This is a genomic window from Rhizobacter sp. SG703 (assembly GCF_012275445.1).
Taxonomy (GTDB): domain Bacteria; phylum Pseudomonadota; class Gammaproteobacteria; order Burkholderiales; family Burkholderiaceae_C; genus Rhizobacter.
The window spans coordinates 292,118-318,441 of sequence record NZ_JAAZQK010000008.1; the positions used below are offsets into that span (position 1 = coordinate 292,118).

Below are 26,324 nucleotides of genomic sequence, written 5' to 3' on the forward strand. Positions count from 1 at the left end.
CCCTCGAGGGGGCGCCGCCAGAGGTCCGGCAAAGCCGGCCCCCACGGCCGCCGCTTGAAGGTGCCCGGGCGTTGCCGGGCTTTGGGCTGAGCTTTACAATGTTCCAATAAAGAACCACCGTTCGTTAAAAGAACTTTTAACGTCGTTGGCCTTCATGAGGAACGCAATGATCAACAAGCTCTGCGATTCGGTGCAGGACGCGCTGGCCGGCGTGGCCGACGGCGCGACGGTGATGATCGGCGGCTTCGGCGGCGCCGGTCAGCCGGGCGAGTTGATCGACGCGCTGATCGCGCAGGGCGCGCGCGACCTGACCATCGTCAACAACAACGCCGGCAACGGCGAGACGGGGCTGGCGGCGCTGCTCGCGACCGGGCGGGTGCGCAAGATCATCTGCAGCTTTCCGCGCCAGGCCGATTCGCAGGTGTTCGACGGCCTGTACCGCAGCGGCCGCATCGAGCTCGAGCTGGTGCCGCAGGGCAACCTGGCCGAGCGCATCCGCGCGGCCGGTGCCGGCATCGGCGGCTTCTTCACGCCGACCGGCTATGGCACCGAGCTTGCTCGCGGCAAGGAAACGCGCGAGATCGACGGCCGCATGCACGTGCTCGAATCGCCGATCCATGCCGACGTGGCGCTGATCAAGGCCGAGCGCGGCGACCGCTGGGGCAATCTGGTCTACCGCAAGACCGCGCGCAACTTCGGGCCGATCATGGCGATGGCGGCGAAGCTCAGCATCGCGTCGGTGCACGAGGTGGTGGCGCTCGGCGAGCTCGACCCGGAGCACATCGTGACGCCGGGGATCTTCGTGCAGCGGGTCGTGCAGGTGCCGCGCAGCAGCACCGGTCCGGCCGGCTTCAAGCAGGCGGCGTGACAGGCAAAGTGACGGCGATGCAAAAGCTGAATCGAGACCAGATGGCCGCCCGCGTCGCGCGCGACATCCCCGAGGGTGCGTACGTGAACCTCGGCATCGGCCTGCCGACGCTGGTGGCCAACCACCTGCCGCGCGAGCGCGAGGTCTTCCTGCACAGTGAGAACGGCCTGCTCGGCATGGGCCCGGCGCCGGCCGCCGGCGACGAAGATTTCGACCTGATCAATGCCGGCAAGCAGCCGGTGACGCTGCTGGCCGGCGGCGCGTTCTTCCACCATGCCGACAGCTTCGCGATGATGCGCGGCGGCCACCTCGACATCTGCGTGCTCGGTGCGTTCCAGGTGTCGGTGCGCGGCGACCTGGCCAACTGGCACACCGGCGCGCCCGATGCGATCCCCGCGGTCGGCGGCGCGATGGACCTGGCGATCGGCGCGAAGCGCACCTTCGTGATGATGGAGCACCTCACCAAGGCCGGCGAGAGCAAGATCGTCGCCGACTGCAGCTACCCGCTGACCGGCGTGGCCTGCGTCAGCCGCATCTACACCGACCTGGCCGTCATCGACGTGACAGCCGCCGGGCTGAAGGTGGTGGAGACTTTCCACGGCCTGCCCTTCGATGAACTGCAGCGGTTGAGCGGCGTGCCGCTGATCGCCTGAAAGACTCGCAATGCGCCCTGAATCGTTTGACGCGGAGACGGCCGAGCGCCGGGCCGCTCCCAAGCCGGCCGGCATCCCCTCGGGGGATCGGCCGATGTACTCATCAGGCGAGGGGCTGTCATGACCGAAGCATTCATCTGCGATGCGATCCGCACGCCGTTCGGCCGCTACGGCGGCGCGCTGTCGTCGGTGCGCACCGACGACCTCGGCGCGATCCCGCTGAAGGCCTTGATGGCGCGCAACACCGGGGTCGACTGGGAAGCGGTCGACGACGTGCTGTTCGGCTGCGCGAACCAGGCCGGCGAGGACAACCGCAACGTCGCGCGCATGTCGGCGTTGCTCGCCGGCTTGCCGATCGGCGTGCCGGGCATGACGATCAACCGGCTGTGCGGTTCGGGCATGGATGCGGTGGGCACGGCGGCACGCGCGATCCGCAGCGGCGAGGCCGGCCTGATGATCGCCGGCGGTGTCGAGAGCATGAGCCGCGCGCCGTTCGTGATGCCGAAAGCCGACAGCGCGTTCAGCCGCAGCACCGCGATCCACGACACCACCATCGGCTGGCGCTTCGTCAACCGGCTGATGAAGGAGATGCACGGCGTCGATTCGATGCCGGAGACGGCCGAGAACGTGGCCGCCGATTTCGGCATCGAGCGCGACGCGCAGGACCGCATGGCGCTGGCGTCGCAGCGCAAGGCGGTCGCAGCGCAGCAGGCGGGCTTCTTCGATGCCGAGATCACGCCGGTGACGATCGCGCAGAAGAAGGGCGATGCGCTGGTCGTGACGCGCGACGAGCACCCGCGCGAGACCTCGCTGGAGGCCTTGGCGAAGCTGAAGGGCGTGGTGCGCCCGGATGGCACGGTGACGGCCGGCAATGCGTCGGGCGTGAACGACGGGGCGTGCGCGCTGCTGCTGTCGAGCGAGGCCGCGGCGCAGCGCCATGGCCTGACGCCCCGGGCACGCGTGCTCGGCATGGCGACGGCCGGCGTGCCGCCGCGCATCATGGGCATGGGCCCGGCGCCGGCGACGCGGCGGGTGCTCGCGCTGACCGGACTGACGCTTGCGCAGATCGACGTGATCGAGCTGAACGAGGCGTTCGCGGCCCAAGGCCTCGCGGTGCTGCGCGACCTCGGCCTGCAGGACGACGATGCCCGCGTCAACCCGAACGGCGGCGCGATCGCGCTCGGCCACCCGCTGGGCGCCAGCGGCGCGCGGCTGCTGACGACCGCGGTGAACCAGTTGCACCGCAGCGGCGGCCGCTACGCGCTGTGCACGATGTGCATCGGCGTGGGCCAGGGAATTGCGGTGGTGGTCGAGCGGGTCTGATGTCCGTTCGCGCTGAGCAGGGACTGAGCTTGTCGAACGACAAGCTCAGTCCGAACGGTTTTCTTGCCTGGACCGCCAGCGCGGCCACAGCAGGTTCAACGCCAGCCCCGCCATCACCAGTCCCGCGGCGACCAGCTTCCACGCCGGCAGCGATTCCCCGAGCCACCAGGACGAGGCGCCCATGCCGAACACCGGCACCAGCAGCGCCATCGGCGTGATGGTCGCGGCCGGGTGGCGCGCGAGCAGCCAGCCCCACGCCGCATAGCCGAACAGCGTGTTGCCGACCGATTGCCACAGCACCGAGGCCCAGGTCACCGCATCGGCCTGGCGCAGGCCGGCCTCGATCGCCGCGCCGCCTTCGAACCACCACGACAGCAGGAACAGCGGCGGCACCGCGGCGGCGCTGCTCCACACCACGTAGGCGAGCATGTTCACGCGGCCGGCGGCGCGGCTGACGATGTTGCCGCCGGCCCACGACAGTGCGGCGAACAGCACCATCAGCACGCCGGCCACCGTGGTGTCGCCGCCGGTGTGCGAACCGCCGGCGTGTGAACCGATGACGACGATGCCGGCCGCCGCCAGCCCCAGCGCGGCCCACTGGAACGGCCGCACCACCTCGCCGCTGCCGCGCATCGCGAGGCCGATCGTGAAGAACACCTGCGTCTGCACGACCAGCGACGCGAGCCCCGGCGTGATGTGCCCGCGCATCGCGAGGTACAGCACGCCGAACTGGCCGACGCCGATCAGCAGCCCGTAGGCCGCGAGGTTGCGCCACGGCACCGCCGGGCGCGGCAGGAAGAACACCGCCGGCAGCAGCGCGAACGCGAAGCGCAGCGCGGCGAACAGCAGCGGCGGCAGGTGTGCGAGCCCGAGCTTGATGACGACGAAGTTGGTGCCCCAGACCGCGACCACCAGCAGCGCCAGAAAGAAGTGCCGCGCCGGCAGCGGCGCACTCATGCCAGCACCACGCGATTGCGCCCGGCGCCCTTCGCGGCGCGCAGCGCCTGGTCGGCCCGCGCGATGGTGTCGGCCACCGACTCGCCGGCCCGGTGCTCGGTGACGCCGGCCGAGAAGCTGACGTGGATCGGCGGCCCCTGCGCGTCGATCTGCATCGCGAAGATGCGCTCGCGCAGCCGCTCGAGCCCGAGCCGCGCGAGCGAAGCGCGGGTGTCCGACAGCAGCAGCAGGAACTGCTCACCCTGCCAGCGCCCGAGCAGGTCGGAGATGCGGATCACGTTCAGCGCCTCGCGGGCGAAGCGTTTCAGCAGCCGGTCGCCGAACTCGTGGCCCTGCAGGTCGTTGATCTTGCGGAAGCCGTCGAGGTCGATCATCGCGAGGCAGAAGGTGTAGCCGGAGCGCACGCCGCGCTGGCGTTCCTGCTCCATCAGTTCCTGCATGTGGCGGCGGTTGATCAGGCCGGTCATCTCGTCGCGGGTGGCCAGGTCCTGGATGCGCGCGAGCGCGGTCGACAGCTCCTTCTTCTGCCGCCGCATCCGTTCGCGCAGCCGGCTGAGCTGCCCGGCCAGCACCGCGATCGCCGGCACCATGATCGCGATCATGATGAAGTGCCCCCACTCGACGGCCGGCTCGTAGGTGGCCGGGTCGTGCCAGGCCATCGCGGCCATCGTCGCGCCGAACAGCGCCACCGCGAACAGCGCGATGCGCATCACCTGCGACGGCGGCAGCGCGTACATGCTGAACATGAAGATCACCATCAGGATGGGGAAGGCCCCACCGCGGCCTGCGCCGGCCAGCGCGTAGCCGGCGGCGCCGCAGACGATCGCGAACACCATCTGCGGCCGCGTCAGCGCCGGGTCGGGCAGCTTCAGGTTGACCCCGCTGCGGATCACGCCGAAGAAGATCGCGAAACCGCCGACGAGCACCACGCTCCACAACGCCACCGGCCACGCCGGCGCGAGGCTGGCGAACACCAGGTACTGCATGTTGAAAACGCTGCCAAGCACCAGCAGCATCGCGACGCCGCATTGCACGAGCCGCAAGCGCTGCTTGGGTTCGGTGCCGAACACGCGGTCGGCGAGGGAAACGAGGACGGTCCGCACGGGGCGAGAGGTTAGCAGCCTCGCGGCTGCCGGCCTGCCGGCCGCGCGATCAGGCGTTCCAGCGGGTCAGTGCCAGCGCGCCGAGCATGGTGCCGTCGATGGCCGCGTCGCCGACCTGGCAGCGGTGCGCGGGCAGGCACTGCGCCAGCAGCGCGAGGTACGTCGCATTGCGTGCGAGCGGCCCTTCGACGACCACCGGCGACGGCCCGGACAAGGCCTGCACGCGTTCGGCCGTCATCGCGGCGCAGTACCGCGCGGCCAGCGTGGCGCGCTGCACCGGCGCGAGCCGCTGCGGCGCGTGCGAGGTGATGTCGTCGTCGCCGCAGACGACGCGCGGCCCGCTGCCATCGGCCGACGGCCGCGCCTCGATGCCCGCATCGGCCAGCGCCGGCAGGCACGCCAGGTCCGCTGCGTCCGGATCGGCGCCGGCACACAGGGCCGCGTGGTCGCGCCCGCCCATGAACCGCGCAGTCGGCACCGGGTCCTGCGCGACCGACACATTGGCCAGCATGTCGGCCGACAGGTCGAGGCGATCGACCTGGCCGCCGCAGGCCATCACCACGGTCCAGGTGCCCGAGGTCACCAGCGTCATCGCCGGCGAGCGCCGCAGGTGGCGTGCGAGGCAGGCGTTGCTGTCGTGCACGCCGGCATGCACGAGGCAGTCGGTCGGCAGCCCGAGGCGCTGCGCCAGTTCCGGTCGCACCGGGCCCAGCACCTCCCAGGCCGAGCGCAGCGGCGCAAAGCGCCGGTCCCAGCCTTCGGCGCGCGCGAGGCGCGACCAGTGGCGCGTCACCGGGGCCCACAGATGCGTGTGGCATCCCAGCGAACTCGATTCGCTCGCCGCGACGCCGCTCAGGCGCCAGGCCCAGTACTGCGGGTACGGCAGCAAGGTGCTTGCCCGTGCAAATTCGCGCGGGCATTCGCGCGCCAGCCAGTACCAGGGCCGGGCCGCGTTGAGCCCCATCGGCAGATGCGGCGACAGCGTTTCGCGCAGGTCGCCCACGGCGTCGGCGTAGGCATCCCGTTGACTCGCATAGGCATCGAACTCGTAGTCGACGATCGGCAGCACCAGCCCGTTCGCATCGATGGCCGCGAAGGCGGCGCCGTGCGTGCTGGTGATGAGGCGATCGACACGGAACTCCACCGCCAGCGACGCGAGGCTGTTCCACAGCCACGCCTCGATGCCGTCGGTGTCCAGTGCGGCATAGCCGATGGGGCTTTGGACGCTGGCGTTGTCGCGGGTCCGGACGGCGAGGACCTTGTCGCTCGCATCGAGGGCACACAGCTTGACGTGGGTCTTGCCGATGTCGAGCACGACGGCGACGGACGGTTTCATCTCGACCGTCCTCACCCCAGGTGAAACATGGGTGCCAACGCCACGACCCGAGGCGCCAGCGACGGCTCGACCTCCATCAGCTCGGCCATGTGGGCCCACCAGCGCTTCATGACCGGATGCGACGGCAGCTCATCCATCCGGTGATCCACGGGACGGCGCAACACCGCGAACAGCGCCAGGCTCTCCTCGTCGAGAAAGATGCTGTAGTCGCGCACGCCGGCCTCATGCAGCAGCGCGGCCAGCTCCGGCCACAGCGCATCGTGCCGCCGCTTGTACTCCGCCGCGCACCCCGGCTTCAGCGTCATCCGGAACGCGACCTGCTCCATCACAGCAGCACCCGCGGGCCGCGCAGCAGCCGCGGCATCACCATCGAGACGATCAACAGGATGCCGACGATCATCGCCATCACGATGCCCGAGACGTTCGCCATGCCGAGCGCGAAGGTGAACAAGCCCAGCAGCAACACCGCCAGCAGCACGCCGACGATGCTGCCGCGGCCGCCTTCGATCGCGACGCCGCCGAGGATCACCATCGTCACCGCGTCCAGCTCCCAGCCGAGCGCGATGTTCGGCCGCGTGCTGCCGATGCGGCCAGTCAGCAGCACCGCCGCCAGCGCCGCCATCAGGCCGGCGAACACGAACAGCGCGAAGCGGTGGCGGTCGACCTCGATGCCAGAGAAGCGCGAGGCCACCGGGTTCGCGCCGATCGCCACCAGGCGGCGACCGGTCACGGTGCGGTGCAGCAGCACCGCGACGCCCGCCGCCATCAGCAGCAGGATCGCGAACTCGATCGGCACGATCAGCCACGGCAGGCCGACCAGGTCGCCCAGGTAGCCGTTGCCCAGCACCGACAGCGCGTCGGGGTAGCCAGTGATCGCCTGGTCGCCGAGCACCACCAGCGCGATCCCGCGGTACAGCGACAGGCTGCCGATGGTGACGACGATCGACGGCAGGCGCCAGGCAGTGACGAGCCAGCCGTTCAACGCGCCGGCCGCCGCCCCGGTGCCGAACGCGGCCAGCAGCATCAGCGGCAGGCCGGCGCCGGCCTTCATCGCCAAGCCCATCGCCAGCGAGCACAGCGACAGCGTCGCGGCGATCGACAGGTCGATCTCGCCGGCCATGATCAACAGCGCCATCGCGAGGGCCAGCAAGCCCTTCTCGCTGAAGTTGAAGCTGCTGTCGGCCAGCGCGTACGGCGTCATGAAGCCGTCGATGCCGAGGCCGAAGCCGGCCAGCAGCAACACCAGCAGCGCGAGCAGCAGCCGCTCCCACGTTCCGAATGCATGGGTCATGACAGCCCCTCGTCCGATGAAATACCTCGGCCGGTCCCCCGAGGGGACCCGGTCCGGCTTGGGGCGGCCCGGCGCTCGGACCGGATCATGCGGGCACCTCGCGTCGCTCCAGGATCTGCCGGCCGCTGCGCCGCTGCGCACCGGCGTTCACCGCGACCGACACCAGGATCACCACGCCGGCAATCGCCTGCTGCCAGAACGGCGAGACCTGGATCACCGGCAACGCGCCATTGACGACGCCGATGAACAGCACGCCGAGCACCGCGCCGGCGACGCTGCCGACCCCGCCACCGATGCTGACGCCGCCGATCACGCAGGCGGCGATCACCGTCAGCTCGTAGCCGGCCGCCAGTTCGGTGAACGCGATCGCATAGCGGCCGACCCACAGCAGCCCGGCCAGGCCGGCCAGCGCGCCCGACATCGCATACACCAGCAGCAGGCGCCGCCGCAGCGGGATGCCGACATACGCCGCCGCGGTCGGGTTGCCGCCCAGCGCGTAAAGCTCGCGTCCCTCGCGGCGCCAGCGCAGGAACACGGCCATCGCGAGCACCACCGCCGCGGCGATCCACACCAGCGCCGGCAGGCCGGCCCATTGCTCGCGCGGCAGGCCCTTGATGACCGGGTGGATCTGGTGGTCGGAGATCCACGCGCCGTGGCTCGCGACGAAGATCGCGCCGCGGTAGGCCGACAAGGTGCCGAGCGTCACGACGATCGGCGGCAGCTCGAAGAACGTGATCAGCCAGCCGTTGACGAGGCCGAGCAGCGTGCCGATCGCGACCGCCAGCAGCAGCAGCGGCACGACGCCCAGCTGCGGCAGCGCCCGCCCGGCCAGCGCGCACAGCATGCCGGTCAGCGCCAGGTTCGATGCGGCCGACAGGTCGACGCCGCGCGTCAGCAGCACCAGCATCTGGCCCATCACCAGGATCGCGAGGATCGCCGAATCGTTCGCGATGTCGAGCGCGTTGTGCCAGGTCAGGAACACCGGCGCGCGCGCGCCGACCGCCAGCGCGATCGCGGCGATGATGACCAGCAGCGCGAGCTCGCGCGGTCGATCCTTCAGCAGCCTCATGCGGCCAGCTCGCGCAGCTCGAGCGGCGCGTGCGGCCGCGGCGGTGCGGACAGGCCCGACGCCGCGGCCACGACGGCCTCCGCCTCGGCTCCGTCGCGCGCGAACTCGGCCACCTGCCGGCCACGCCGCATCACGATCACGCGGTGCGCCAGGTTCATCACCTCCGGCAGCTCCGACGACACCAGGATCACCGCCAGCCCCTGCGCCACCATCTCGCCGATCAGCTGGTACACCGCCTGCTTCGCACCGACGTCGATGCCCTTGGTCGGCTCGTCGAGGATCACGATGCGCGGGTCCAGCCCCAGCCACTTCGCGATCACCACCTTCTGCTGGTTGCCGCCCGACAGCCCCGCCATCGGCGTGTGCGGCGAACCGGTCTTGATCTGCAGCCGCTCGATCATTCGCCCGCACAACGCCGATTCGCGCAGCGCCGACAGCCACGGCCCGCGCGCGAAACGCGACAGCCCGGCCAGGCTGATGTTGTGCTGCACCGAGAAGCTCAGGATGCCGCCCTGGCGCTGCCGCTCCTCCGGCACGTAGGCGATGCCGGCCGCGATCGCGTCGCCGGCGCGGCCGGGCTTGAAGCGCCGGCCGTCGATCTCGAACTCGCCGCGCGCGTCGGCGTTCAGCCCCATCAACGCGAGCATCGCCTCGCTGCGGCCCGAACCGACCAGCCCGTAGAAGCCGAGGATCTCGCCGCGCCGCAGCTCGAACGACAGGCCGTCGAATTCGCTTGGGTGCGACAGCCCGCGCACCCGCAGCACCACCTCGCCCGGCGGCGCGGCCGGGGCCGGGTAGACCTGCTCGATCGCGCGGCCGGCCATCAGCTTCACCAGCTCGCGCTCGTCGGCCTGCGCGATCGCGCCGCAGCCCACCGACGCACCGTCGCGCAGCACGAGCCAGCGGTCGGCCACCGCGAAGATCTCGTCGAACTTGTGGGTGATGAAGATCACGCCGACGCCCTGCTCGCGCAAGGTGCGCACGAGCCCGTAGAAGTCGCGGATCTCCTGCTGCGACAGCGCGGCCGTCGGCTCGTCGAGGATGACGACCGAGGCCTGTTGCGACAACGCGCGCGCGATCTCCACCAGATGCCGCTCGGCCAGGCTCAGGTCCTTGACGAGCGCCGCCGGCGCGAAGCGCGCGCCGATCTTCGCGAGCACCTGCGCCGCCTGGGCGTGCATCGCCGGCCAGTCGACGAACGGGCCGCGCTGCAGGTGCCGGCCGATGAAGATGTTCTCGGCCACCGACAGCTCGTCGAACATCACCGTTTCCTGGTGGACCGCGACGATGCCGGCGGCCTGCGAGGCCTGCGCATGCGCGAAGCGCCGCACCTGTCCGTCGAGCTCGATCGTGCCCTCGTCCGGCTGCACCACGCCGGTCAGGATCTTCACCAGCGTCGACTTGCCGGCGCCGTTCTCGCCGACCAGCGCGAGCACCTCGCCGCGCTGCAGCTCGAGGTCGACGCCGCGCAATGCGTGCGTCGCCCCGTAGCGCTTGTGGAGGCCGCGCAGGCGCAGCAGCGGGGAGGTCATCGGACGGTTCAGAAGAATTTCGCAAACTTCTCGACGTTGCCGGCGTCGTAGGTGAACGGTTCGGCCATCGCCGCCTCGTTGTTCGCGTCCAGCGCCACCGTGCCGACCCGGCCCAGCGACACCTTCTCGCCGGCCGTGCCCTTGGCCTTGCCGTGCACGAACTGGTGCGCCGCATACACCGCCGAGTAGCCGAGGTCGATCGGGTTCCAGATCGCGAACGACTTCACCGCGCCGCTCTTCACATGGCCGGCCATCTCCGACGGCAGCCCGAGGCCGGTGACGAACAGCGCGCCGACCTTCTTCTCGTCCTGCACTGCCTTCGCCGCGGCCGCGACGCCGACGGTGGTCGGCGCGACGATCGCCTTCAGGTTCGGGTAGCTCTTGAACAGGCCCTGCGCCTCGCGGTAGCTCTTGTCGGTCTGGTCGTCGCCGTAGACGACGCTGACCAGCTTCAGCCCGGTGTACGGCGGCTTCGCGAGCACCTTCTTCATCTCGTCGATCCAGATGTTCTGGTTGGTCGCCTGCGCAGTCGCCGACAGCACCGCGATCTCGCCGTTCGCGCCGATCGCGTCCTGCGTCATCTTGACGAGCTTCTCGCCGATCAGCGCGTTCGACGACGGGTTCAGGTGCATCAGCCGGCCGTCCTTGCGCACGCCGGAATCGAACGACACCACCTTGATGCCGCGCGCCATCGCCTTCTTCAGCGCCGGCACCAATGCGTCCGGATCGTTCGCCGAGATCACGATCGCCTTCACGTTCTGCGCGATCAGCGAGTTGATGATCTCGATCTGCCCTTCGGCGGTCGCCTTGGCCGGGCCGGTGTAGATGATCTCGACGTCCTTCAGCTCCTTGGCCGCTTCCTGCGCGCCCTGGTTGGCGGCGTCGAAGAAGCCGTTGCCCAGGCTCTTGACGACCAGCGCGATCTTGTCGGCGGCCATCGCGCCGGGGGCGAAGGCCGCGCACACCAGCGCGGCCAGCAGGACTTGCAGAGGTTTCTTCACGGGGTTGTCTCCTGATTGGTTTTTGGACTGACGGGGGAACGTGAAATCAAACGATGCCGCTGCTCGGGCCCGAGGCTGGCCGCGCCTCGGCGACCCGCGCGCGGTAGCCGCTCGCGCGGTACGCCGCCACCGGCTCGATCGCGCCGCCGGCCTCCAGCCGCACGCGCTGCAGGATCGGCGTCACATCGGTCTGGAAGGCCTGCTTCAGCGATTGCGCGGCCATCAGCGCGTCGTTGCCGTCCTGGTACGCCGACAAGGCCTGGCGGTCGACGATCAGCGCCTGCGCATAGCAGCGCTGCACGCTGGCGGCGCTGGTCATCAGGCTTTCGATCGGGTCGGTGACGTTGTGCGACTGGTCCAGCATGTAGGCCGGCGCGACATCGGGAGTGAACGACTCTGCGGCGTCGACCAGCTCGTTGAACACGAGGAACAGCTGGAACGGGTTGATGCTGCCGCTGTCGAGGTCGTCGTCGCCGTACTTGCTGTCGTTGAAGTGGAAGCCGGCCAGCTTGCGGGCATGCACCAGCCGCGCGACGATCATCTCGATGTTGACGTTCGGTGCGTGGTGGCCCAGGTCGACCAGGCAGCGCGCCTGGTCGCCCAGCGCCTGCGCGGCCAGCAGGCTCGAACCCCAGTCCTGGATCACCGTCGCGTAGAACGCCGGCTCGAACATCTTGTGCTCGAGGAACATGTGCCAGTCGGCCGGCAGCGCGGCGTAGATGCGCCGCGTGCTGTCGAGGTAGCGCTCGAAACTGCGCCGGAAATGCTGCTGGCCGGGGAAGTTCGCGCCGTCGCCGATCCACACGGTGATCGCGCGGCTGCCGAGCTGGCGGCCGATCTCGATCACCTCCAGGTTGTGCGCGACCGCCTGCGCCCGCACCGCCGCATCGCTGTGCGTCAGGCTGCCGAACTTGTAGCTCAGCGGCTGGCCCTTCTGGTCGGAGAAGGTGTTGGAGTTGACCGCATCGAAGGCCAGCCCGCGCATCGCGGCATGCTCGCGCAGCTCGCCGTAGTCGCTGCACTTGTCCCACGGGAAATGCGGCGACACCGTCGGCGTGCAGCGCGCCAGCTGCTGGATCACGCTGCAGTCCTCGATCTTGTCGAACACGTCGCGCGGCTCGCCGGCCCCGGGGAAGCGCGCGAAGCGGGTGCCGCCGGTGCCGACGCCCCACGACGGCACCGCCACCGCGAAGGCCGCAACCTGCCGGCGCACGGCCTCGATGTCGATGTCGCGCCGCGCGAGCTGCTCGCCGAGCGTGTCGTAGTCGTCGCGCACGCGCTTGGCCAGCGGTGCGTTCTGGGCGTCGATCAGGGTCGTGGCAATCAGCGGCGTGGCCATGTCGTTCTCCTCGGGATTCAACGCGGAAAGGCCGCGAGGTTGCCGGCGTCCACGTTGAGGATGTTGCCGGTCGATTTGGCCGACAAGTCGGAGGCGAAGAAATAGGTGGCTTCCGCGATGTCCTGCGGCAGCACGCTGCGCTTGAGCATCGAGCGGTCGCGGTAGAAGGCCTCCAGTTCTTCTTCGTTGATCTTGTTGGCGGCGGCGCGCTCCTGGCTCCAGCGGCCCGTCCAGATCTTGCTGCCGCGGATCACCGCGTCCGGGTTCACCACGTTGGCGCGGATGCCCAGCGGCGCGCCTTCGAGCGCAAAGCAGCGCGCCAGCTGGATCTCGCTCGCCTTGGCCGCGCAATAGGCCGAGGCCTGGTTGCTCGCGACCATGCCGTTCTTGCTGGCGATGAACACGATGGCGCCGCCGACGCCCTGCGCCTTCATCACGCGGAAGGCCTCGCGGCCGACCAGGAAGTAGCCGGTCGACAGGATCGACTGGTTGCGCATCCACAGCTCGAGCGTGGTGTCCTCGATCGGCGCGGCCGACGCGATGCCGGCGTTCGAGACCAGGATGTCGACCCCGCCGTACTCGATCACCGCCTCGGCGTAGGCGCGCAGCACACCGGCCTCGTCGGTCACGTCGCAGCGCAGCGTGCGCACCACGTCGCGGCCGAAGCGCTTCTGTAGTTCACCGCCGACCTGCTCCAGCGCTTCGCCGTCGATGTCGAGCAGCACCGCGCAGGCGCCTTCGCCGAGCAGGCGTTCGACGATCGCGCGGCCGATGCCGCCGGCCCCGCCGGTCACCAGCGCCACCTGGCCGACCAGCGGCTTCGCCTTCGGCATGCGCTGCAGCTTGGCTTCTTCGAGCAGCCAGTACTCGATGTCGAAGGCCTCCTGCTCCGGCAGCCCGACGTAGCGGTCCAGCGCATCGGCTTCGCGCATCACGTTGATCGCGTTGACGTAGAACTCGCCGGCGATGCGCGCGGTGGCCTTGTCCTTCGCAAGCGAGACCATGCCGACGCCGGGCAGCAGCACGATCACCGGGTTCGGGTCGCGCAGCGCCGGGCTGTCGGGCCGCTTGCAGCGCTCGTAGTAGGCGCTGTAGTCGGCGCGGTAGGCGGCCAGCCGCTCGTCGATCGCGGCGGCGAGCGCCGGGCCGTCGAGTTCGTACAGCGAGTCCGGCAGGATCAGCGGGCGGATCTTGGTGCGCAGGAAATGGTCGGGGCACGAGGTGCCGAGCGCGGCCAGCCGTTCCAGGTCGCGGCTGTCGACGAACTCCTGCACGACGGCCGAGCGGTCGACATGCGCCAGCTTGTGGCCGCTGCGCGAGACCGCGCCGCGCAGCACCGGCAGCAGCCGGGCCAGCAGCGCTTGCTGTTCGTCGCCGGGCAGCGGCTCGCGGGCCGGGCCGCCGAAGCTGACGAGCTTGCGCTCGCGCCGTTCGGCCTGCAGCCACGCCTGGGCTTGGCGGATCACGCCGACGGTGTTCTCGTAGCAGCTGCGGGCGTCGTCGCCCCAGGTGAACAGGCCGTGGCCGGCGAGCACCAGGCCGCGCAGCCCGGGGTGCTCGGCCACGTGGCGTTGCAACTGCAGGCCGAGCTCGAAGCCCGGCCGGCGCCACGGCAGCCAGCCGACGCTGCCGCCGAAGATCGTGTTCGTCAGCGTGCGGCTGTTCTGCATTGCCGCGATCGCGATCACCGCGTCGGGGTGCATGTGGTCGACATGCCGGAACGGCAGGTAGGCATGCAGGGGGGTGTCGATGCTGGCGGCGCGGCCGTTCAGGTTGAAGGTGCAGTGCGGCAGGTAGCCGACCATCTCGTCCTCGTGCTCGGGGCCGCGGTAGATCGCCTGCAGCGCGTTCAGCTTGTCGAGGTAGAGGGTCGAGAAGCCGTCGAGCTTCATCGAGCCGAGGTCGCCGCCGGAGCCCTTGACCCACAGCACCTCCACCGGCTGCTGCGTCAGCGGGTCGCGCTGCAGCAGCTTGGCCGAGGTGTTGCCGCCGCCGTAGTTGGTGATGCGCAGGTCGGAGCCCAGCAGGTTCGAGCGGTACAGCAGGCGGCCGGGTTCGTCCAGGCGCTCGGCGTGGGCGGCGTCCCAGGTCGGGAAGGGGTGGGTCGGTTCGGTCATGGAGACGGAATCTAGGAGCCTCCAGGCATAAGGACAAGCAATGGTTTTTTATTCGGAGGCATTGAATTTCCTGATGCCTCCCAATTCCGCTCGCCCTGAGCCTGTCGAAGCCCCGGTGCAATGCGAGCAGGCTCTTCGACAGGCCCAGGGCGAACGGGAGCGGATGCGGGAAAACGCCGACGCTCGCCACAAGACGGCGGCCCCGCATGCCTCCTCCGGCACCGGGCAGACCCGCGCCATGCCCACATCCCCTAGCCCCGCTTCAACTCGCAATGCGCCAGCCGCGCCCCCTGCTCCAGCACGAACTCCCGGAACGCCGCGTTGACCCCCGCCAGCGTCCCGTCGCGCCGGTGCAGCAGGCACCAGTCGAGCAGCTTGGGCATGCCGACCAGGTCGAGCACCGCCATCCGCCCCGCCGCCAGTTCGATCTGGAAGGCATGCGCCGACATGAAGCTGATGCCCATGCCGGCCATCACCGCCTGCTTGATGGTTTCATTGCCCGACAGCTCCATCGTCACGTTGACCTGCAGCGCCTGCGACTGCAGCAGGTGCTCCAGGAACTGCCGTGTCGCCGACCCCGGCTCGCGGAAGATGAACGGCTCGCCCTTCAGTTCGCTCCACGCGATGCGCCGCTTGCCGGCCAGCGGATGGCCGGGCGCCGCGACGATGCAGTGCGGATGGCGCGCGAACGCCTCGGCCTCGACGTCGGCCTCGGACGGGGGGTAGCCGGCGATCGCGACGTCGATCTGGTGCTCGTTCAGCAGTGCGAGGATGGTGTCGCGCCGGTCCACCGACAGCTTCAGCTTGACCTCGGGGAAGCGCTCGCGGAACGCCATCATCAGCAGCGGCGCGAAGTAGTTGGCCGTCGGCACCACGCCCAGGTGCAGCTGCCCGCGCGTGCTGCCCTCTCCCGAGCTCATCGAGGTCAGCGCGTCCTCGGCCTGGCGGATCGCGCCGAGGATGCCGCGTGCATGGCGCAGCAGTTCGTCGCCGGCATCGGTGAGCTGCAGCCCGCGGCCCTGCTTGCGGAACAGCGGCAGCCCGAGTTCGTCTTCGAGCAGCCGGATCTGCATCGACACCGCCGGCTGCGTCAGGTGCAGCTGCTCGGCGGCCCGCGAATGGCTCAGCGTGGTCGCGGCGGCCTCGAAGGCGCGCAGCTGGCGCAGCGTCAGGTTCTTCATGCCGCGCCGGTCCGCAGGTGGCCGAGCGGCAGCGCGCCGCTCGCCTTCACCTCGCCGAGCGAGAAGCTGGTGTGGATGTCCTTCACGTTCGGCAGGTTCAAGAGCGTCTCGATCGAGAAGCGCGAGAACGCATCGAGGTCGGTCGCCATCACCTGCAGCTCGAAGGTGCCGGCGCCCGAGATGTAGTGGCAGGCGATCACCTCGGGCAGCTGCCGGATCGCGTCTTCGAGCTGGCGGGTCTCGCTGCCGGTGTTGCGGTTCGCGTCGACCCGCACGAAGGCCAGCACGCCGAGGCCGACCTTTCGCCGGTCGAGCTCGGCCCGGTAGCCGGTGATATAGCCCTGCTCCTCCAGCCACTTGACGCGCCGCCACGTCGGCGCGGCCGACAGGCCGATGCGCGCCGCCAGCTCGGTGTTGGACAACCGCGCGTCCTGCTGCAGCTCGCGCAGGATCAGCACGTCGTAGCGGTCGAGGGTGGCGCCATGCGGCTCGGGGGCGTGAACAGGCGAGGGCGAGGTCGCGGTCGGCCTGCTGGTTTTCCCTGATATGGCCTTTTTGAGCGTCATTCACGTCCCCAGGTACGAATGTCAGCAAGATTATTGCGCCGACCCCGCCGGAGCGGGCAAACAAAGAAAGGACTTGCGAAGGCCGAATCCCTACACTGGCCGCTTCCCGCCGACCCGCGCAGCCCGGTGCCGACGCCGCCACGAGCGGCCGACGCGCCTCACCGAAGCACCCCTCCCCCAAGGAGCCCGGACGATGAACGCCCCGCTACCCGAATCCATCCGCAAGGCGCTCGAGAGCGTCTCCCTCGACGACAAGTACAGCCTGGCGACCGGCCGCGCGTTCATGAGCGGCGTGCAGGCGCTGGTGCGGCTGCCGATGCTGCAGCGCACGCGCGATGCGATGGTCGGCCTGAACACCGGCGGCTTCATCAGCGGATACCGCGGCTCGCCGCTCGGCGGCTACGACCAGGCGCTGTGGCAGGCCAAGAAGCACCTGCAGGCGCAGAACATCGTGTTCCAGCCGGGCGTCAACGAAGAGCTCGGCGCGACCGCGGTGTGGGGCACGCAGCAGCTCGACCTGTACCCGCAGACCAAGAAGTTCGACGGCGTGTTCGGCATCTGGTACGGCAAGGGCCCGGGGGTGGACCGCTGCTCCGACGTGTTCAAGCACGCCAACATGGCCGGCACCGCGAAGCACGGCGGCGTGATCGCGCTGGCCGGCGACGACCACATCGCGAAGAGCAGCACCGCGGCGCACCAGAGCGATCACATCTTCAAGGCCTGCGGGTTGCCGGTGTTCTTTCCGTCGAGCGTGCAGGACATCCTCGACATGGGCCTGCATGCGTTCGCGATGAGCCGCTTCGCCGGCGTCTGGTCGGGCATGAAGACGATCCAGGAGATCGTCGAATCGTCGGCCAGCATCAGCGTCGACCCCGACCGCGTGAACATCGTGCTGCCGGAAGACTTCGTGATGCCGGCCGGCGGCCTGCACATCCGCTGGCCCGATGCGCCGCTCGAGCAGGAGGCGCGGCTGATGGACCACAAGTGGTACGCCGCCCTCGCGTACATCCGCGCCAACAAGCTGAACCACAACGTGATCGAGGGCCCGAACGACCGCTTCGGCCTGATCGCCAGCGGCAAGGCCTACAACGACACCCGCCAGGCGCTGCACGACCTGGGGCTGGACGACGACGCCTGCCGGCAACTGGGCATCCGGCTGCACAAGGTCAACGTGGTGTGGCCGCTCGAAGCGACCATCACGCGCGAATTCGCGAAGGGCCTGCAGGAGATCCTGGTCGTCGAGGAGAAGCGCCAGGTCATCGAGTACCAGCTGAAGGAAGAGCTCTACAACTGGCGCCCCGACGTGCGGCCGACCGTGCTCGGCAAGTTCGACGAGGTGGCCGGCGACCAGAGCGGCGGAGAGTGGTCGCAGCCGAACCCGGGCAGCAACTGGCTGCTGCGCGCGCAGGCCGACCTGACGCCGGCGATCATCGCGAAGGCGATCGGCAAGCGGCTGAAGAAGCTTGGCGTCGATGCCGACACCGCGGCGCGCATCGATGCGCGGCTCGCGCTGATCGAGGCCAAGGAGCGCAGCCTCGTCGAGGTGAAGAGCGACGGCGGCGACCGCCTGCCGTTCTTCTGCAGCGGCTGCCCGCACAACACCAGCACCAAGGTGCCCGAAGGCTCGCGCGCGGTGGCCGGCATCGGCTGCCACTACATGGTGGTGTGGATGGACCGCAGCACCAGCACCTTCACGCAGATGGGCGGCGAAGGCGTGCCCTGGGTCGGCCAGGCGCCGTTCACGACCGACGAGCACATCTTCGCGAACCTGGGCGACGGCACCTACTTCCACAGCGGCAGCCTGGCGATCCGCCAGAGCATCGCGGCCGGCGTCAACATCACCTACAAGCTGCTCTACAACGACGCGGTCGCGATGACCGGCGGGCAGCGCGTCGGCGAACGGCCCGAGGGCCATTCGGTGCTGCAGATCATGAACAGCCTGAAGGCCGAAGGCGTGGCCGCGCTGTGCATCGTGACCGACGAGCCCGGGAAGTACGACGGCGCCGCACTGGCGGACGGTGTGCAGGTGTTCCACCGCGACGAGCTCGACCGCATCCAGCGCGAGTACCGCGAACTGAAGGGCACCACCGCGATCATCTACGACCAGACCTGCGCGACCGAGAAGCGCCGCCGCCGCAAGCGCGGCACGATGGTCGAGCCGGCCAAGCGGGTGGTGATCAACGAGCTGGTGTGCGAAGGCTGCGGCGACTGCTCGGTGCAGAGCAACTGCCTGAGCGTCGAGCCGGTCGAGACCGAGTTCGGCCGCAAGCGCCGCATCAACCAGAACACCTGCAACAAGGACTACTCTTGCGTGAAGGGCTTCTGCCCGAGCTTCATCACCGTCGAAGGCGGGCAGCTGAAGAGCGCGAAGAGGGCGTTGCAGGAGCGGCCCGAGCCGTCGCGCATCGCGGTGCCGGAGCCGGTGCTGCCGGTGGCCGAGACCGCCTGGGGCATCGTCGTCGCCGGTGTCGGCGGCACCGGCGTGATCACGATCGGCCAGCTGCTGGGCATGGCCGCGCACCTGGAGGGCAAGGGCATCGTCACGCAGGACTCGGCCGGCCTTGCGCAAAAGGGCGGCAGCACCTGGAGCCACATCCAGATCGCCAACCGCATGGAGGCGATCCACACCACCAAGGTCGGCACCGCCGAGGCCGACCTGGTGATCGCCTGCGACCCGATCGTCGGCGCCAACAAGGCGACGCTCGCGACGCTGCGCGAAGGCCGCAGCTTCGTCGCGCTGAACACGCACGGCTCGCCGACCGCGGCCTTCGTGACCAACCCGGACTGGCAGTTCCCCGGCGCGAACTGCGAGAGCGCGATCGTCGCGGCAGCCGGCGCGGCGCAGGTCGGCATGCTCGATGCCGAAGAACTGGCGGTGCAGCTGGTCGGCGATTCGCTGTACACCAACCCGCTGATGCTGGGCTACGCGTGGCAGAAAGGCCGCGTGCCGCTCGGCCATGCGGCGCTGATGCGCGCGATCGAGCTGAACGGCGTGCAGGTCGACAACAACAAGGCGGCCTTCGAATGGGGCCGGCGCGCGGCGCACGACCTGGCGGCGGTGAAGGCGCTGTTCAAGGCGGCACAGGTGATCGAGTTCGTGCGCAAGAGCGTGAACATCGACGACCTGGTCGCGAAGCGGGTGGAGTTCCTGACCGGCTACCAGGATGCGGCATACGCGGCGCAGTACAAGGCCTTCGTCGAGAAGGTGCGGGCCGCCGAGGCGCCGCTGGGCGGGCACAAGCTGACCGAGAACGTCGCGCGCTACCTGTTCAAGCTGATGGCCTACAAGGACGAATACGAGGTCGCGCGGCTGCACACCGACAAGGGCTTCCTCGACAAGGTGGCGGCGCAGTTCGAAGGCGACTACACGCTGAACTACCACCTGGCGCCGCCGGCCATCGCGAAGAAGAACGAGAAGGGCGAGCTGGTCAAGCAGCGCTTCGGCCCATGGATGCAGACGGCGTTCCGCGTGCTCGCGAAGTTCAAGGGGCTGCGCGGCACCGCGTTCGACCCGTTCGGCCGCACCGACGAGCGCAAGACCGAGCGCGCGCTGATCGGCCAGTACCGCGATTCGATCGATGAAGTGCTGCGCGGGCTGGATGCGCGGACGCTGCCGCTCGCGCTGCAGATCGCACGCATCCCGGAAGACATCCGCGGCTATGGGCATGTGAAGGAGCGGCACCTGGCGGCGGCGATGCCGAAGTGGACCGGGCTGATGGCGCAGTGGCGCGCGGGTGGGGAACAGAAGGCGGCTTGAAGCACGCACCCGGGTCGAGCTGCGCGACACTCGGGGTGGACAGCGTGACCGGTCGACACCGCCGGCCGACGCTGCCGCACCCAGGGAGACAACGGCAAGATGGACCCGACCCGGCGACCGCGTCGCCTCATCGTCATTCCACCGCATCGCCATGGCAAAGGCGCTCCGGCCCCCGCCAGCACGATGCGCCGATTGAAGGCCGCCGCGACCGACCAGCCTCCGGCTGCCCGGCGGACCATCCCGGCACCGCTCAAGCTCGTCACCAGTTCGCCCGCCGACGGCGCGGTGCTGCTGGACATCGGGCACCGCAGCATCGACGAGGTGCGAGCGAATGCGCCGGAGGGCACCAGGCTCGCGCAGGAGCAGTGGTACCGCCTGGAGCGCCCGGCGCGCCCGTGGCACAAGCTCAGTGAACACCTGAAGGCGCCGCGCATCGCGGCCGGCCGGGACCAGGCCTGGACGGTCACGGTCGTCCTGGACGGCACGACCCGGCAGCGGGTCGCCCATGCGTTGGTGACCGTCCTGATCGATGAAGCCAAAGGCACGGGCCTGGAAGCGATGACCGACAGCCGCGGTCGGGTCGCCTTCCGCCTGGGGCGCGGCACGAAGCGCCTGGATGCCGTCGAGGTGGCCCCGCTGCACGGCGGCTGGCCGGCGCGGCTGTCGAATGTGGACGTGACGCGCGGCAGCCTGGAGATTGCCGTGCCGGCCCTGTCGCTGAAGACGCCGGATGCGCGAGGGCTGGTGTACGGCAAGCCCGCCGCTGGCGCCGGCAAGGGGGTCTCGATCGGCGTGGTCGACACCGGCATCGGGCCGCACGACCACCTCAGGCTCGCCGGCGGACGCAACACCACGGCCAGGGAAGCGACGCGGCTGCTGCGCGATGCCGATGGCCACGGCAGCCACGTGGCCGGCGTGATCGCAGCCACCGCCGCCGGCTGGCAACGCGGGGAAGCGGGCGCCGCGGCGCTGTACGCCTATCGGGTGTTCGAGGCCGGCGATCCCTTCGCGTCGACCTTCGCGATCCAGGCGGCCATCAAGCAGGCGGCCGTCGACGGCTGCGACCTGGTCAACCTGAGCCTGGGCGACAGCCTGGCCGATGAAGCGGTGCGCGATGCGGTCGAGTTCGCCTGGGCGCGCGGCTGTGTCTGCCTGGCGGCAGCCGGCAACGACGGCGCCGACGAACTGGACTACCCGGCGCGCCATCCCAAGGTGATCGCGGTGTCCGCCATCGGGCTGGAGAACTCGTGGCCCGCCGGCGCCTACCTGGAATGGACGTTGGGCGAGCCGCGCGGCAAGCCGATCGGCCAGCATGTGCCGTTCTTCGCGCAGTTCTCGAACCGCGGCCGCCAGCAGGGGCTCACCGCGCCGGGCGTGGCGATCGTGTCGACGCTGTTCGGCAACCGCTGGGGCGTGATGTCGGGCACCTCGATGGCCACTCCGGTCGCCACCGGCGTGCTGGCGCGCCGCCTGGCCGGCAGTGCCGTGCTCGGCATGCCTCGCGATGCCCGCCGTTCGGCCGCCATCGTGAAGTTGGCCACGGCACACGCCCAGGACCTCGGATTCCCCGCCCATATGCAAGGCAAGGGCTTGGCGCGATAATCACGGCCATGGCGCGCTTCGTCTTCTTCAACTCCAGCGACGTGGATGCCAAGGCGCTCACGGCGGCGAAGAAGTCGGTGCGTGCCTTGGGTGGCGTCGTCGTCGGCGGAGCCGCCGGCTCGATGCTCGTCGAGGCGCCCCCGACGAAGGCGGCGCAGGTGGCCAAGGCCCTCCCGGGCTGGCACTACGCGCAAGACCGCAAGACGGCCCGCGTGCCCGAGCACACGCCGTTGCAGCGCGCCAAACGGGCCGCCGCCAAGGGCTGACCTCTTCGCTTCCGGCTTCTTCTCGTCACCGCACCCGAAGGTACGGTCCCACCTTGTCCGTCAGCAATTCGACGAGCGCCGGCTCCATGAAGCCGTAGTCATCGGGAATCCCCAGCACGATCACGCGCTTGCCGTTCAGCCAGGGCTTGAACTTGCGTGCCAGCTTGTTGCGGTGCGAGCGCTCCATCACGAAGATCACCTGCGCCCACTGCACCGTGTCGCTGTCCAGCGGGGTCAGCGCCGAGCTGTCGAGCCCGGCCGAGGTGCATTCGACCTCGGGCCACGATGAGAACACCTGCTCGGCCGTCGGGCTGCGCAGGCGGTTCTGGCTGCAGAGGAAGAGCACGCGTCGCATCGCCGGGACCCTCGCTCAGAACTGCAGGAACGTCACCCCCAGCCCGAAGCTCGTCTGCCGGAAGTTGTAGTCCGTCAGCGTCTCGCCATAGCCGCGGAAGGCCTGCAGGTACCAGCGCAAACCGTTGGGCTGGTCGGGGATCACCGGGTAGGTCCACTCGAGCTGCAGCGCGCCGTACTTCACGCCCTGCAGCGTGTTGCGGTACAGCAGCGAGGCGGTCGACTTGCCGCTCGCCCAGTTGAGCTGCGTCTCGCTGCGGCCGCGGTAGTCGACCAGGTCGGGGTTGTTGTCGGTCTCCAGTTTCTCGTTGAAGCGCTGGATCAGGCGCGTGCTCAACGACCAGTTCTCCCGCTCGAAGCCGGCCCCAAGCGATGCGCGGTTCCAGCTGCGCGACAGCGGGTCGGACTGGCCGTTCGACTGGTGCGCGATCCCCAGCTGCACGTAGCGCCATTGCCAGCCGAACGGCAGCCCGCGCCAGGCCCCGGGGACCGGCACCACATAGATCGCCTCCGGTTCATAGTCGCTGTTGCGGAACGGCTTCGAATCCTTGCCGTTCCAGATCTGCCACAACGCCTGCTGTGTGAAGCCGAGCCACAGGTCGCCGCCTTCGAAGCCGACATCCTGCAGCACCTTGGTGCGCAAGGACAGCTGGAACTTCGCCTCGGTGCGCTTGTAGTCCGGCAGCGGCACGGCCGCCTGCGTCGGCGAGCGTGGTTCGCGGTTGATGCGGCTGGTCTGGTGCAGCGGCAACACGTAGTTGGGCTTGTAGCCGACGAAGTTGAAGGTGCCGCGCTTGTCCTCGGGATCGAGCTCCCAGTAGCGCGAGACCAGGCTGCCGCTGCCGACCGGCTGCTGCGCCGGCGGCAGCAGCTGCGCCTTCGGTGCGAGCTGCGAATCGCTGGCGCCTTCGCGGCCGGTGGGCGCCGGGATATCGACGGCCCGGCCGGCCAGCTTGTCGTAGCAGGCGAGGCGATCGGCCGGGGCACCGATCCCGGCGCAGGCGGCCAGGGCGTCGGACTGCGCGAACGCAGTCGACATCGGAAGGATCAGGCTGGCGAGGGCCGCGGCATGACGAAGCTTCGGGATGGGCAATGGCATGCGGCCGCATGGTAAGGGTCGATGGTGAATCTCCGAGCGGCGGGCGCCGGATGGGCGTCCCGCCGCTCGGGTATCACTACTGCATCAATCGACCCGGGGCCTCACCTCAGGGAAGCGTCTTCAGGTGCGCGCCGACCGGCGCCGAGAAGTTGTAGCCGTCGAAGCGGTCCCAGTTGATCGACCAGGTCATCACGCCCCGGAAGGTCGGATACGCCTGGTTCGGGCGCACGCTGCCGCAACCGGTCAGCTTCACCATGCAGTCCACCGCGTTGTTGACGGTGGCCGACGTGACGAAGCCGGAGTTGGCCGAGCGCGGGCCCGACGGCACGCCGAACGCGACCTGGTCCGGGCGCAAGCCGGCGAAGTTGCCAGCCGAGCCGTTCGACAGGCCGAAGCCTTCGATCAGCATCTTGCTGCCGGCCACCAGCATGTCGACCGAGCCTTCCGGATACGGGTTGCCCTGGTACGGCGTGTAGAGCCCGCCGTTGTTGTAGTACTGCACGTGGATGATCGACAGGTCGTTGCGCAGCCCGTCGATGATCGGCAGGTAGGCGCCCCAGATGCTGCCGTACGAGATGAAGCCGCCTTGCACGTACGGCCACTCCGGTGCCATCGACAGGTAGAACTTCGAGCCGACCTTGGCCTTCAGCGCCTTCACCGAGCTGACCAGGTACTGCTGGATCGGCGCGCCTTGCGCCACGCCGTTCTCCAGGTCGAGGTCGATGCCGTCGAAGCCGTACTTCTGGATGATCGCGTACAGGCTGTTCGTGAAGTTCGTGGCCTCGGCCTGCGAGCCGACGCTGACCGAGCCGTTCTGCCCGCCCAGCGACAGCACCACCTTCTTGCCCTTGGCCTTCAGCGCCTTCACGTCGGCGATGAACTGCGCGTCGCTGCCGGCGTTGGAGTCGACCGTGAAGCTGACGTTGCCGCCACCGGCGTTGTCGGCGAACGCGACGACGATCACGTCCCACGCGTCCGGGATCTGGCTCAGCGGGTAGGTGTTGCCGGCCGGGTTGGTGAAGTTGTGCCAGTAGCCGACCAGCGCATGCTTCGCGATGTCGGCCGACGGCGCGGGTGCCGGGGCAGGGGCCGGCGCGGGGGCGGGGGCGGGCGCCGGTGCCGGCGCTGGGGCCGGAGCCGGCGCGGGAGCCGGTGCGGGGGCAGGCGCCGGGGCCGGAGCGGGCGCGCCGTTGCAGTTGGTCGTCGCGGTCCACGGCTGGCCGCTGCCGACCGGGCCGTTGTTGGTCGACGGGTTCTGGCCCTGCGTCCACCAGTTGGCCTTGTAGTTGGTGCCGTTCACGCTGACCAGCGCGCCGCCGTTGTACTGCGTGGCCGCGAGCCACAGCGGGCTGCAGCCGGCCGGTGCCGGGGCCGGGCTCGGCGACGGCGCGGGGGCCGGTGCGGGCGCGGGTGCCGGCGAAGGCGAAGGGGCCGGAGAGGGGGCCGGCGCGGGCGCCGGGGCACCGCTGCTCACGCCGAGGTCGGCCCACAGGCTGGCGGTGGTCGGGTTCCAGCCGGTGCTCGCGTAGTCGGTCTGGCTGACCAGCGCCCGGTAGTCGTGCCCGTTGTACGACACGACGGTGCCGGCGGCGTAGAAGGTGTCGGCCTTCCAGGCGGGGTAGGCAGCGTAGGCGGACACGGCGGCGACGGACGTCGCCAGCGCGGCGAGCAGGCGCAGCTTGTGCGGGGCGTTGAACATGGTGGGATCTCCCTCGGCAGTCGATGAACCCACCTGCACGGCGGGACGGCGTTGCCTGGATTGGCGCATGGAACCAATGCATTACCAGGCAATACCATCGTAATACCAGTAACGGGCTGTGTGAAGGGTGGCGGACCCGCGGCGGAGGGGTTCGAGTCGCGACTGCTCAGAACGGCCAGGTCGCGGCGGCGTAGGCGATCCGGCGGGTCGGCAGCCGCGTGATGGCCGCACCGTCCGGCCCACCGTACCAACGCAGGCCGCCATCGAAGCGCCACCGGTCGCCCTGCCGGCCGAGGGCCGCGGTGACGATGCGCCCGTGGTCGGCCGGCACCAACAGCAAGTCGACCACAGGTTGCCAGCCTTCGTGCTCCCAAGCTGCACGCAGATACACATTTCTGCGGGGCTGCGGCGGGGCCGCGCTGCCGTCGGACCAGGCCTCGGCGGTCAGGCTGAGCTTGCTCTCGCCGGTCCAGGTGGCGCCGACCAGCGCCTGCGTGAGGTGCGACTGCGAAGTCCGCCGGGCCGACGCATGCAGTTCGACGCTGTCGGTCGCGACCCACGAGGTGGCCGCGCCGATGCTGCCTCGCGAATGCTCGCCGACACGCGCGAAGCCATGCCAGTCGGCCGCGCCGATGCGCCGGTACACGCGAGCGGCGACTGCTTCTTCGTCGCCACCCGACGCTGCGTCGCTGCGCGGGTTGACCCACACCAGCGTCCACGCGGTGTCGGCGTCGAAATGCTCGGCCTGCACGACGCCGCGGCCCTGCGGCGTGGTCGGGAGCAGCGTGCGGCGCTGCTCCTGCTGCACCACGTCGTTCGGCCGGAAGCCATGGCCGACGTCCCACGCGACGATCTTGCGGCCGCCACTCCACTGCCACCCCAGCGCCTCGCCCGAGGCATACAGCTCGTTGACCGTGGCGTCGCCGTGCCATTCACCGCCGTTGAACCGCTGCTGCGTCAGCACGACATTCCCGCTGAACGCCTGCCAGTGCCCGCGCAGTTCGGTGTCGAGCGTGTCGGTGCTCGGCGGTGCGGCGCCCTGCACCTGCTCCTGGTGCGCGCGCACCTGCCCGCTGAAACGGTCGTCGGCGAGCGCCGCGCCTGCGAGGACCCACAGCGCAACGATCAAGCGGCCGCCGCGGAACCGGCTTTGCCGGGCCGCTGGCGGCGCCCTCTTGAGGGGGAGGCGCCGCAGGCGCTTCGGGGGTGGG

General features: G+C 69.9%; 22 protein-coding genes. 6 read left to right on the top strand and 16 right to left on the bottom strand.

Annotated elements, in window-relative coordinates:
• Positions 1–166: 166 nt before the first annotated feature.
• The 3 genes from FHT26_RS18980 to pcaF all read left to right on the top strand — a co-directional run bounded on the left by FHT26_RS18980 (position 167) and on the right by pcaF (position 2,844).
• On the top strand, positions 167–868 hold the full coding sequence (locus FHT26_RS18980) for a 3-oxoacid CoA-transferase subunit A (RefSeq protein WP_168561660.1): 702 nt from the start codon (positions 167–169) through the stop codon (positions 866–868).
• 17 nt (positions 869–885) lie between these two features.
• Positions 886–1,521 (top strand): 3-oxoacid CoA-transferase subunit B, encoded by a 636-nt coding sequence (locus FHT26_RS18985; protein WP_168561661.1) that lies wholly within the window; start codon positions 886–888, stop codon positions 1,519–1,521.
• A 120-nt stretch (positions 1,522–1,641) separates the two neighbouring features.
• Complete coding sequence (gene pcaF / locus FHT26_RS18990) at positions 1,642–2,844, top strand: 3-oxoadipyl-CoA thiolase (protein ID WP_168561662.1); 1,203 nt, start codon at positions 1,642–1,644, stop codon at positions 2,842–2,844.
• Between the two features lie 45 nt (positions 2,845–2,889).
• Here the strand turns inward: pcaF and FHT26_RS18995 are convergent, their stop codons facing one another.
• From FHT26_RS18995 to FHT26_RS19050, 12 genes are all read right to left on the bottom strand, one after another.
• Positions 2,890–3,789 carry an EamA family transporter gene (locus FHT26_RS18995; RefSeq protein ID WP_490362798.1) on the bottom strand — a complete coding sequence of 300 codons (900 nt, stop codon included), beginning with the start codon at positions 3,787–3,789 and terminating at the stop codon, positions 2,890–2,892.
• Between the two features lie 8 nt (positions 3,790–3,797).
• The gene (locus FHT26_RS19000; RefSeq protein WP_349238177.1) at positions 3,798–4,904 is read right to left on the bottom strand and encodes a GGDEF domain-containing protein; all 1,107 of its coding nucleotides are present in this window, start codon (positions 4,902–4,904) and stop codon (positions 3,798–3,800) included.
• A 49-nt stretch (positions 4,905–4,953) separates the two neighbouring features.
• The gene (locus tag FHT26_RS19005; RefSeq protein ID WP_168561664.1) at positions 4,954–6,240 is read right to left on the bottom strand and encodes an FGGY-family carbohydrate kinase; all 1,287 of its coding nucleotides are present in this window, start codon (positions 6,238–6,240) and stop codon (positions 4,954–4,956) included.
• An 11-nt stretch (positions 6,241–6,251) separates the two neighbouring features.
• Entirely contained in the window at positions 6,252–6,566 is a 315-nt protein-coding gene (locus FHT26_RS19010) for an L-rhamnose mutarotase (protein ID WP_168561665.1), read from the bottom strand.
• Entirely contained in the window at positions 6,566–7,531 is a 966-nt protein-coding gene (locus FHT26_RS19015) for an ABC transporter permease (protein WP_168561666.1), read from the bottom strand. Before FHT26_RS19015 ends, FHT26_RS19010 begins: the two co-directional genes overlap by 1 nt.
• 85 nt (positions 7,532–7,616) lie before the next feature.
• Entirely contained in the window at positions 7,617–8,600 is a 984-nt protein-coding gene (locus tag FHT26_RS19020) for an ABC transporter permease (RefSeq protein ID WP_168561667.1), read from the bottom strand.
• A complete protein-coding gene (locus tag FHT26_RS19025) occupies positions 8,597–10,132 on the bottom strand; it encodes a sugar ABC transporter ATP-binding protein (protein WP_168561668.1) in 1,536 nt (511 codons plus the stop codon). Before FHT26_RS19025 ends, FHT26_RS19020 begins: the two co-directional genes overlap by 4 nt.
• 8 nt (positions 10,133–10,140) lie before the next feature.
• Positions 10,141–11,070 carry a rhamnose ABC transporter substrate-binding protein gene (gene rhaS / locus FHT26_RS19030; RefSeq protein ID WP_210427490.1) on the bottom strand — a complete coding sequence of 310 codons (930 nt, stop codon included), beginning with the start codon at positions 11,068–11,070 and terminating at the stop codon, positions 10,141–10,143.
• Between the two features lie 109 nt (positions 11,071–11,179).
• Positions 11,180–12,472, bottom strand: coding sequence for an L-rhamnose catabolism isomerase (gene rhaI, locus FHT26_RS19035; RefSeq protein ID WP_168561669.1), 1,293 nt, complete (start codon positions 12,470–12,472; stop codon positions 11,180–11,182).
• A gap of 17 nt (positions 12,473–12,489) precedes the next feature.
• Positions 12,490–14,589, bottom strand: coding sequence for a bifunctional rhamnulose-1-phosphate aldolase/short-chain dehydrogenase (locus FHT26_RS19040; protein ID WP_168561670.1), 2,100 nt, complete (start codon positions 14,587–14,589; stop codon positions 12,490–12,492).
• A gap of 251 nt (positions 14,590–14,840) precedes the next feature.
• Positions 14,841–15,770 carry a LysR family transcriptional regulator gene (locus tag FHT26_RS19045; RefSeq protein ID WP_168561671.1) on the bottom strand — a complete coding sequence of 310 codons (930 nt, stop codon included), beginning with the start codon at positions 15,768–15,770 and terminating at the stop codon, positions 14,841–14,843.
• Positions 15,767–16,336, bottom strand: coding sequence for an Lrp/AsnC family transcriptional regulator (locus tag FHT26_RS19050; RefSeq protein ID WP_168561672.1), 570 nt, complete (start codon positions 16,334–16,336; stop codon positions 15,767–15,769). Before FHT26_RS19050 ends, FHT26_RS19045 begins: the two co-directional genes overlap by 4 nt.
• 193 nt (positions 16,337–16,529) lie before the next feature.
• On the opposite strand from FHT26_RS19050, the gene FHT26_RS19055 reads away from it, so the two are divergent.
• The 3 genes from FHT26_RS19055 (at position 16,530) to FHT26_RS19065 (ending at position 21,961) form a co-directional block, all read left to right on the top strand.
• Positions 16,530–20,093, top strand: coding sequence for an indolepyruvate ferredoxin oxidoreductase family protein (locus FHT26_RS19055; RefSeq protein ID WP_168561673.1), 3,564 nt, complete (start codon positions 16,530–16,532; stop codon positions 20,091–20,093).
• Between the two features lie 183 nt (positions 20,094–20,276).
• Positions 20,277–21,695: a S8 family serine peptidase gene (locus FHT26_RS19060; RefSeq protein WP_168561674.1), complete on the top strand. Its 1,419-nt coding sequence runs from the start codon at positions 20,277–20,279 to the stop codon at positions 21,693–21,695.
• 8 nt (positions 21,696–21,703) lie between these two features.
• Positions 21,704–21,961, top strand: coding sequence for a hypothetical protein (locus FHT26_RS19065; protein WP_168561675.1), 258 nt, complete (start codon positions 21,704–21,706; stop codon positions 21,959–21,961).
• Between the two features lie 25 nt (positions 21,962–21,986).
• Here the strand turns inward: FHT26_RS19065 and FHT26_RS19070 are convergent, their stop codons facing one another.
• The 4 genes from FHT26_RS19070 to FHT26_RS19085 form a co-directional block, all read right to left on the bottom strand.
• On the bottom strand, positions 21,987–22,316 hold the full coding sequence (locus FHT26_RS19070; protein WP_168561676.1) for a low molecular weight protein tyrosine phosphatase family protein: 330 nt from the start codon (positions 22,314–22,316) through the stop codon (positions 21,987–21,989).
• 15 nt (positions 22,317–22,331) lie between these two features.
• Positions 22,332–23,414 carry a phospholipase A gene (locus FHT26_RS19075; protein WP_168561677.1) on the bottom strand — a complete coding sequence of 361 codons (1,083 nt, stop codon included), beginning with the start codon at positions 23,412–23,414 and terminating at the stop codon, positions 22,332–22,334.
• Between the two features lie 106 nt (positions 23,415–23,520).
• Positions 23,521–25,113: a chitinase gene (locus tag FHT26_RS19080; RefSeq protein ID WP_168561678.1), complete on the bottom strand. Its 1,593-nt coding sequence runs from the start codon at positions 25,111–25,113 to the stop codon at positions 23,521–23,523.
• 166 nt (positions 25,114–25,279) lie between these two features.
• The gene (locus tag FHT26_RS19085; protein WP_168561679.1) at positions 25,280–26,242 is read right to left on the bottom strand and encodes a hypothetical protein; all 963 of its coding nucleotides are present in this window, start codon (positions 26,240–26,242) and stop codon (positions 25,280–25,282) included.
• Between the last annotated feature and the right edge of the window lie 82 nt (positions 26,243–26,324).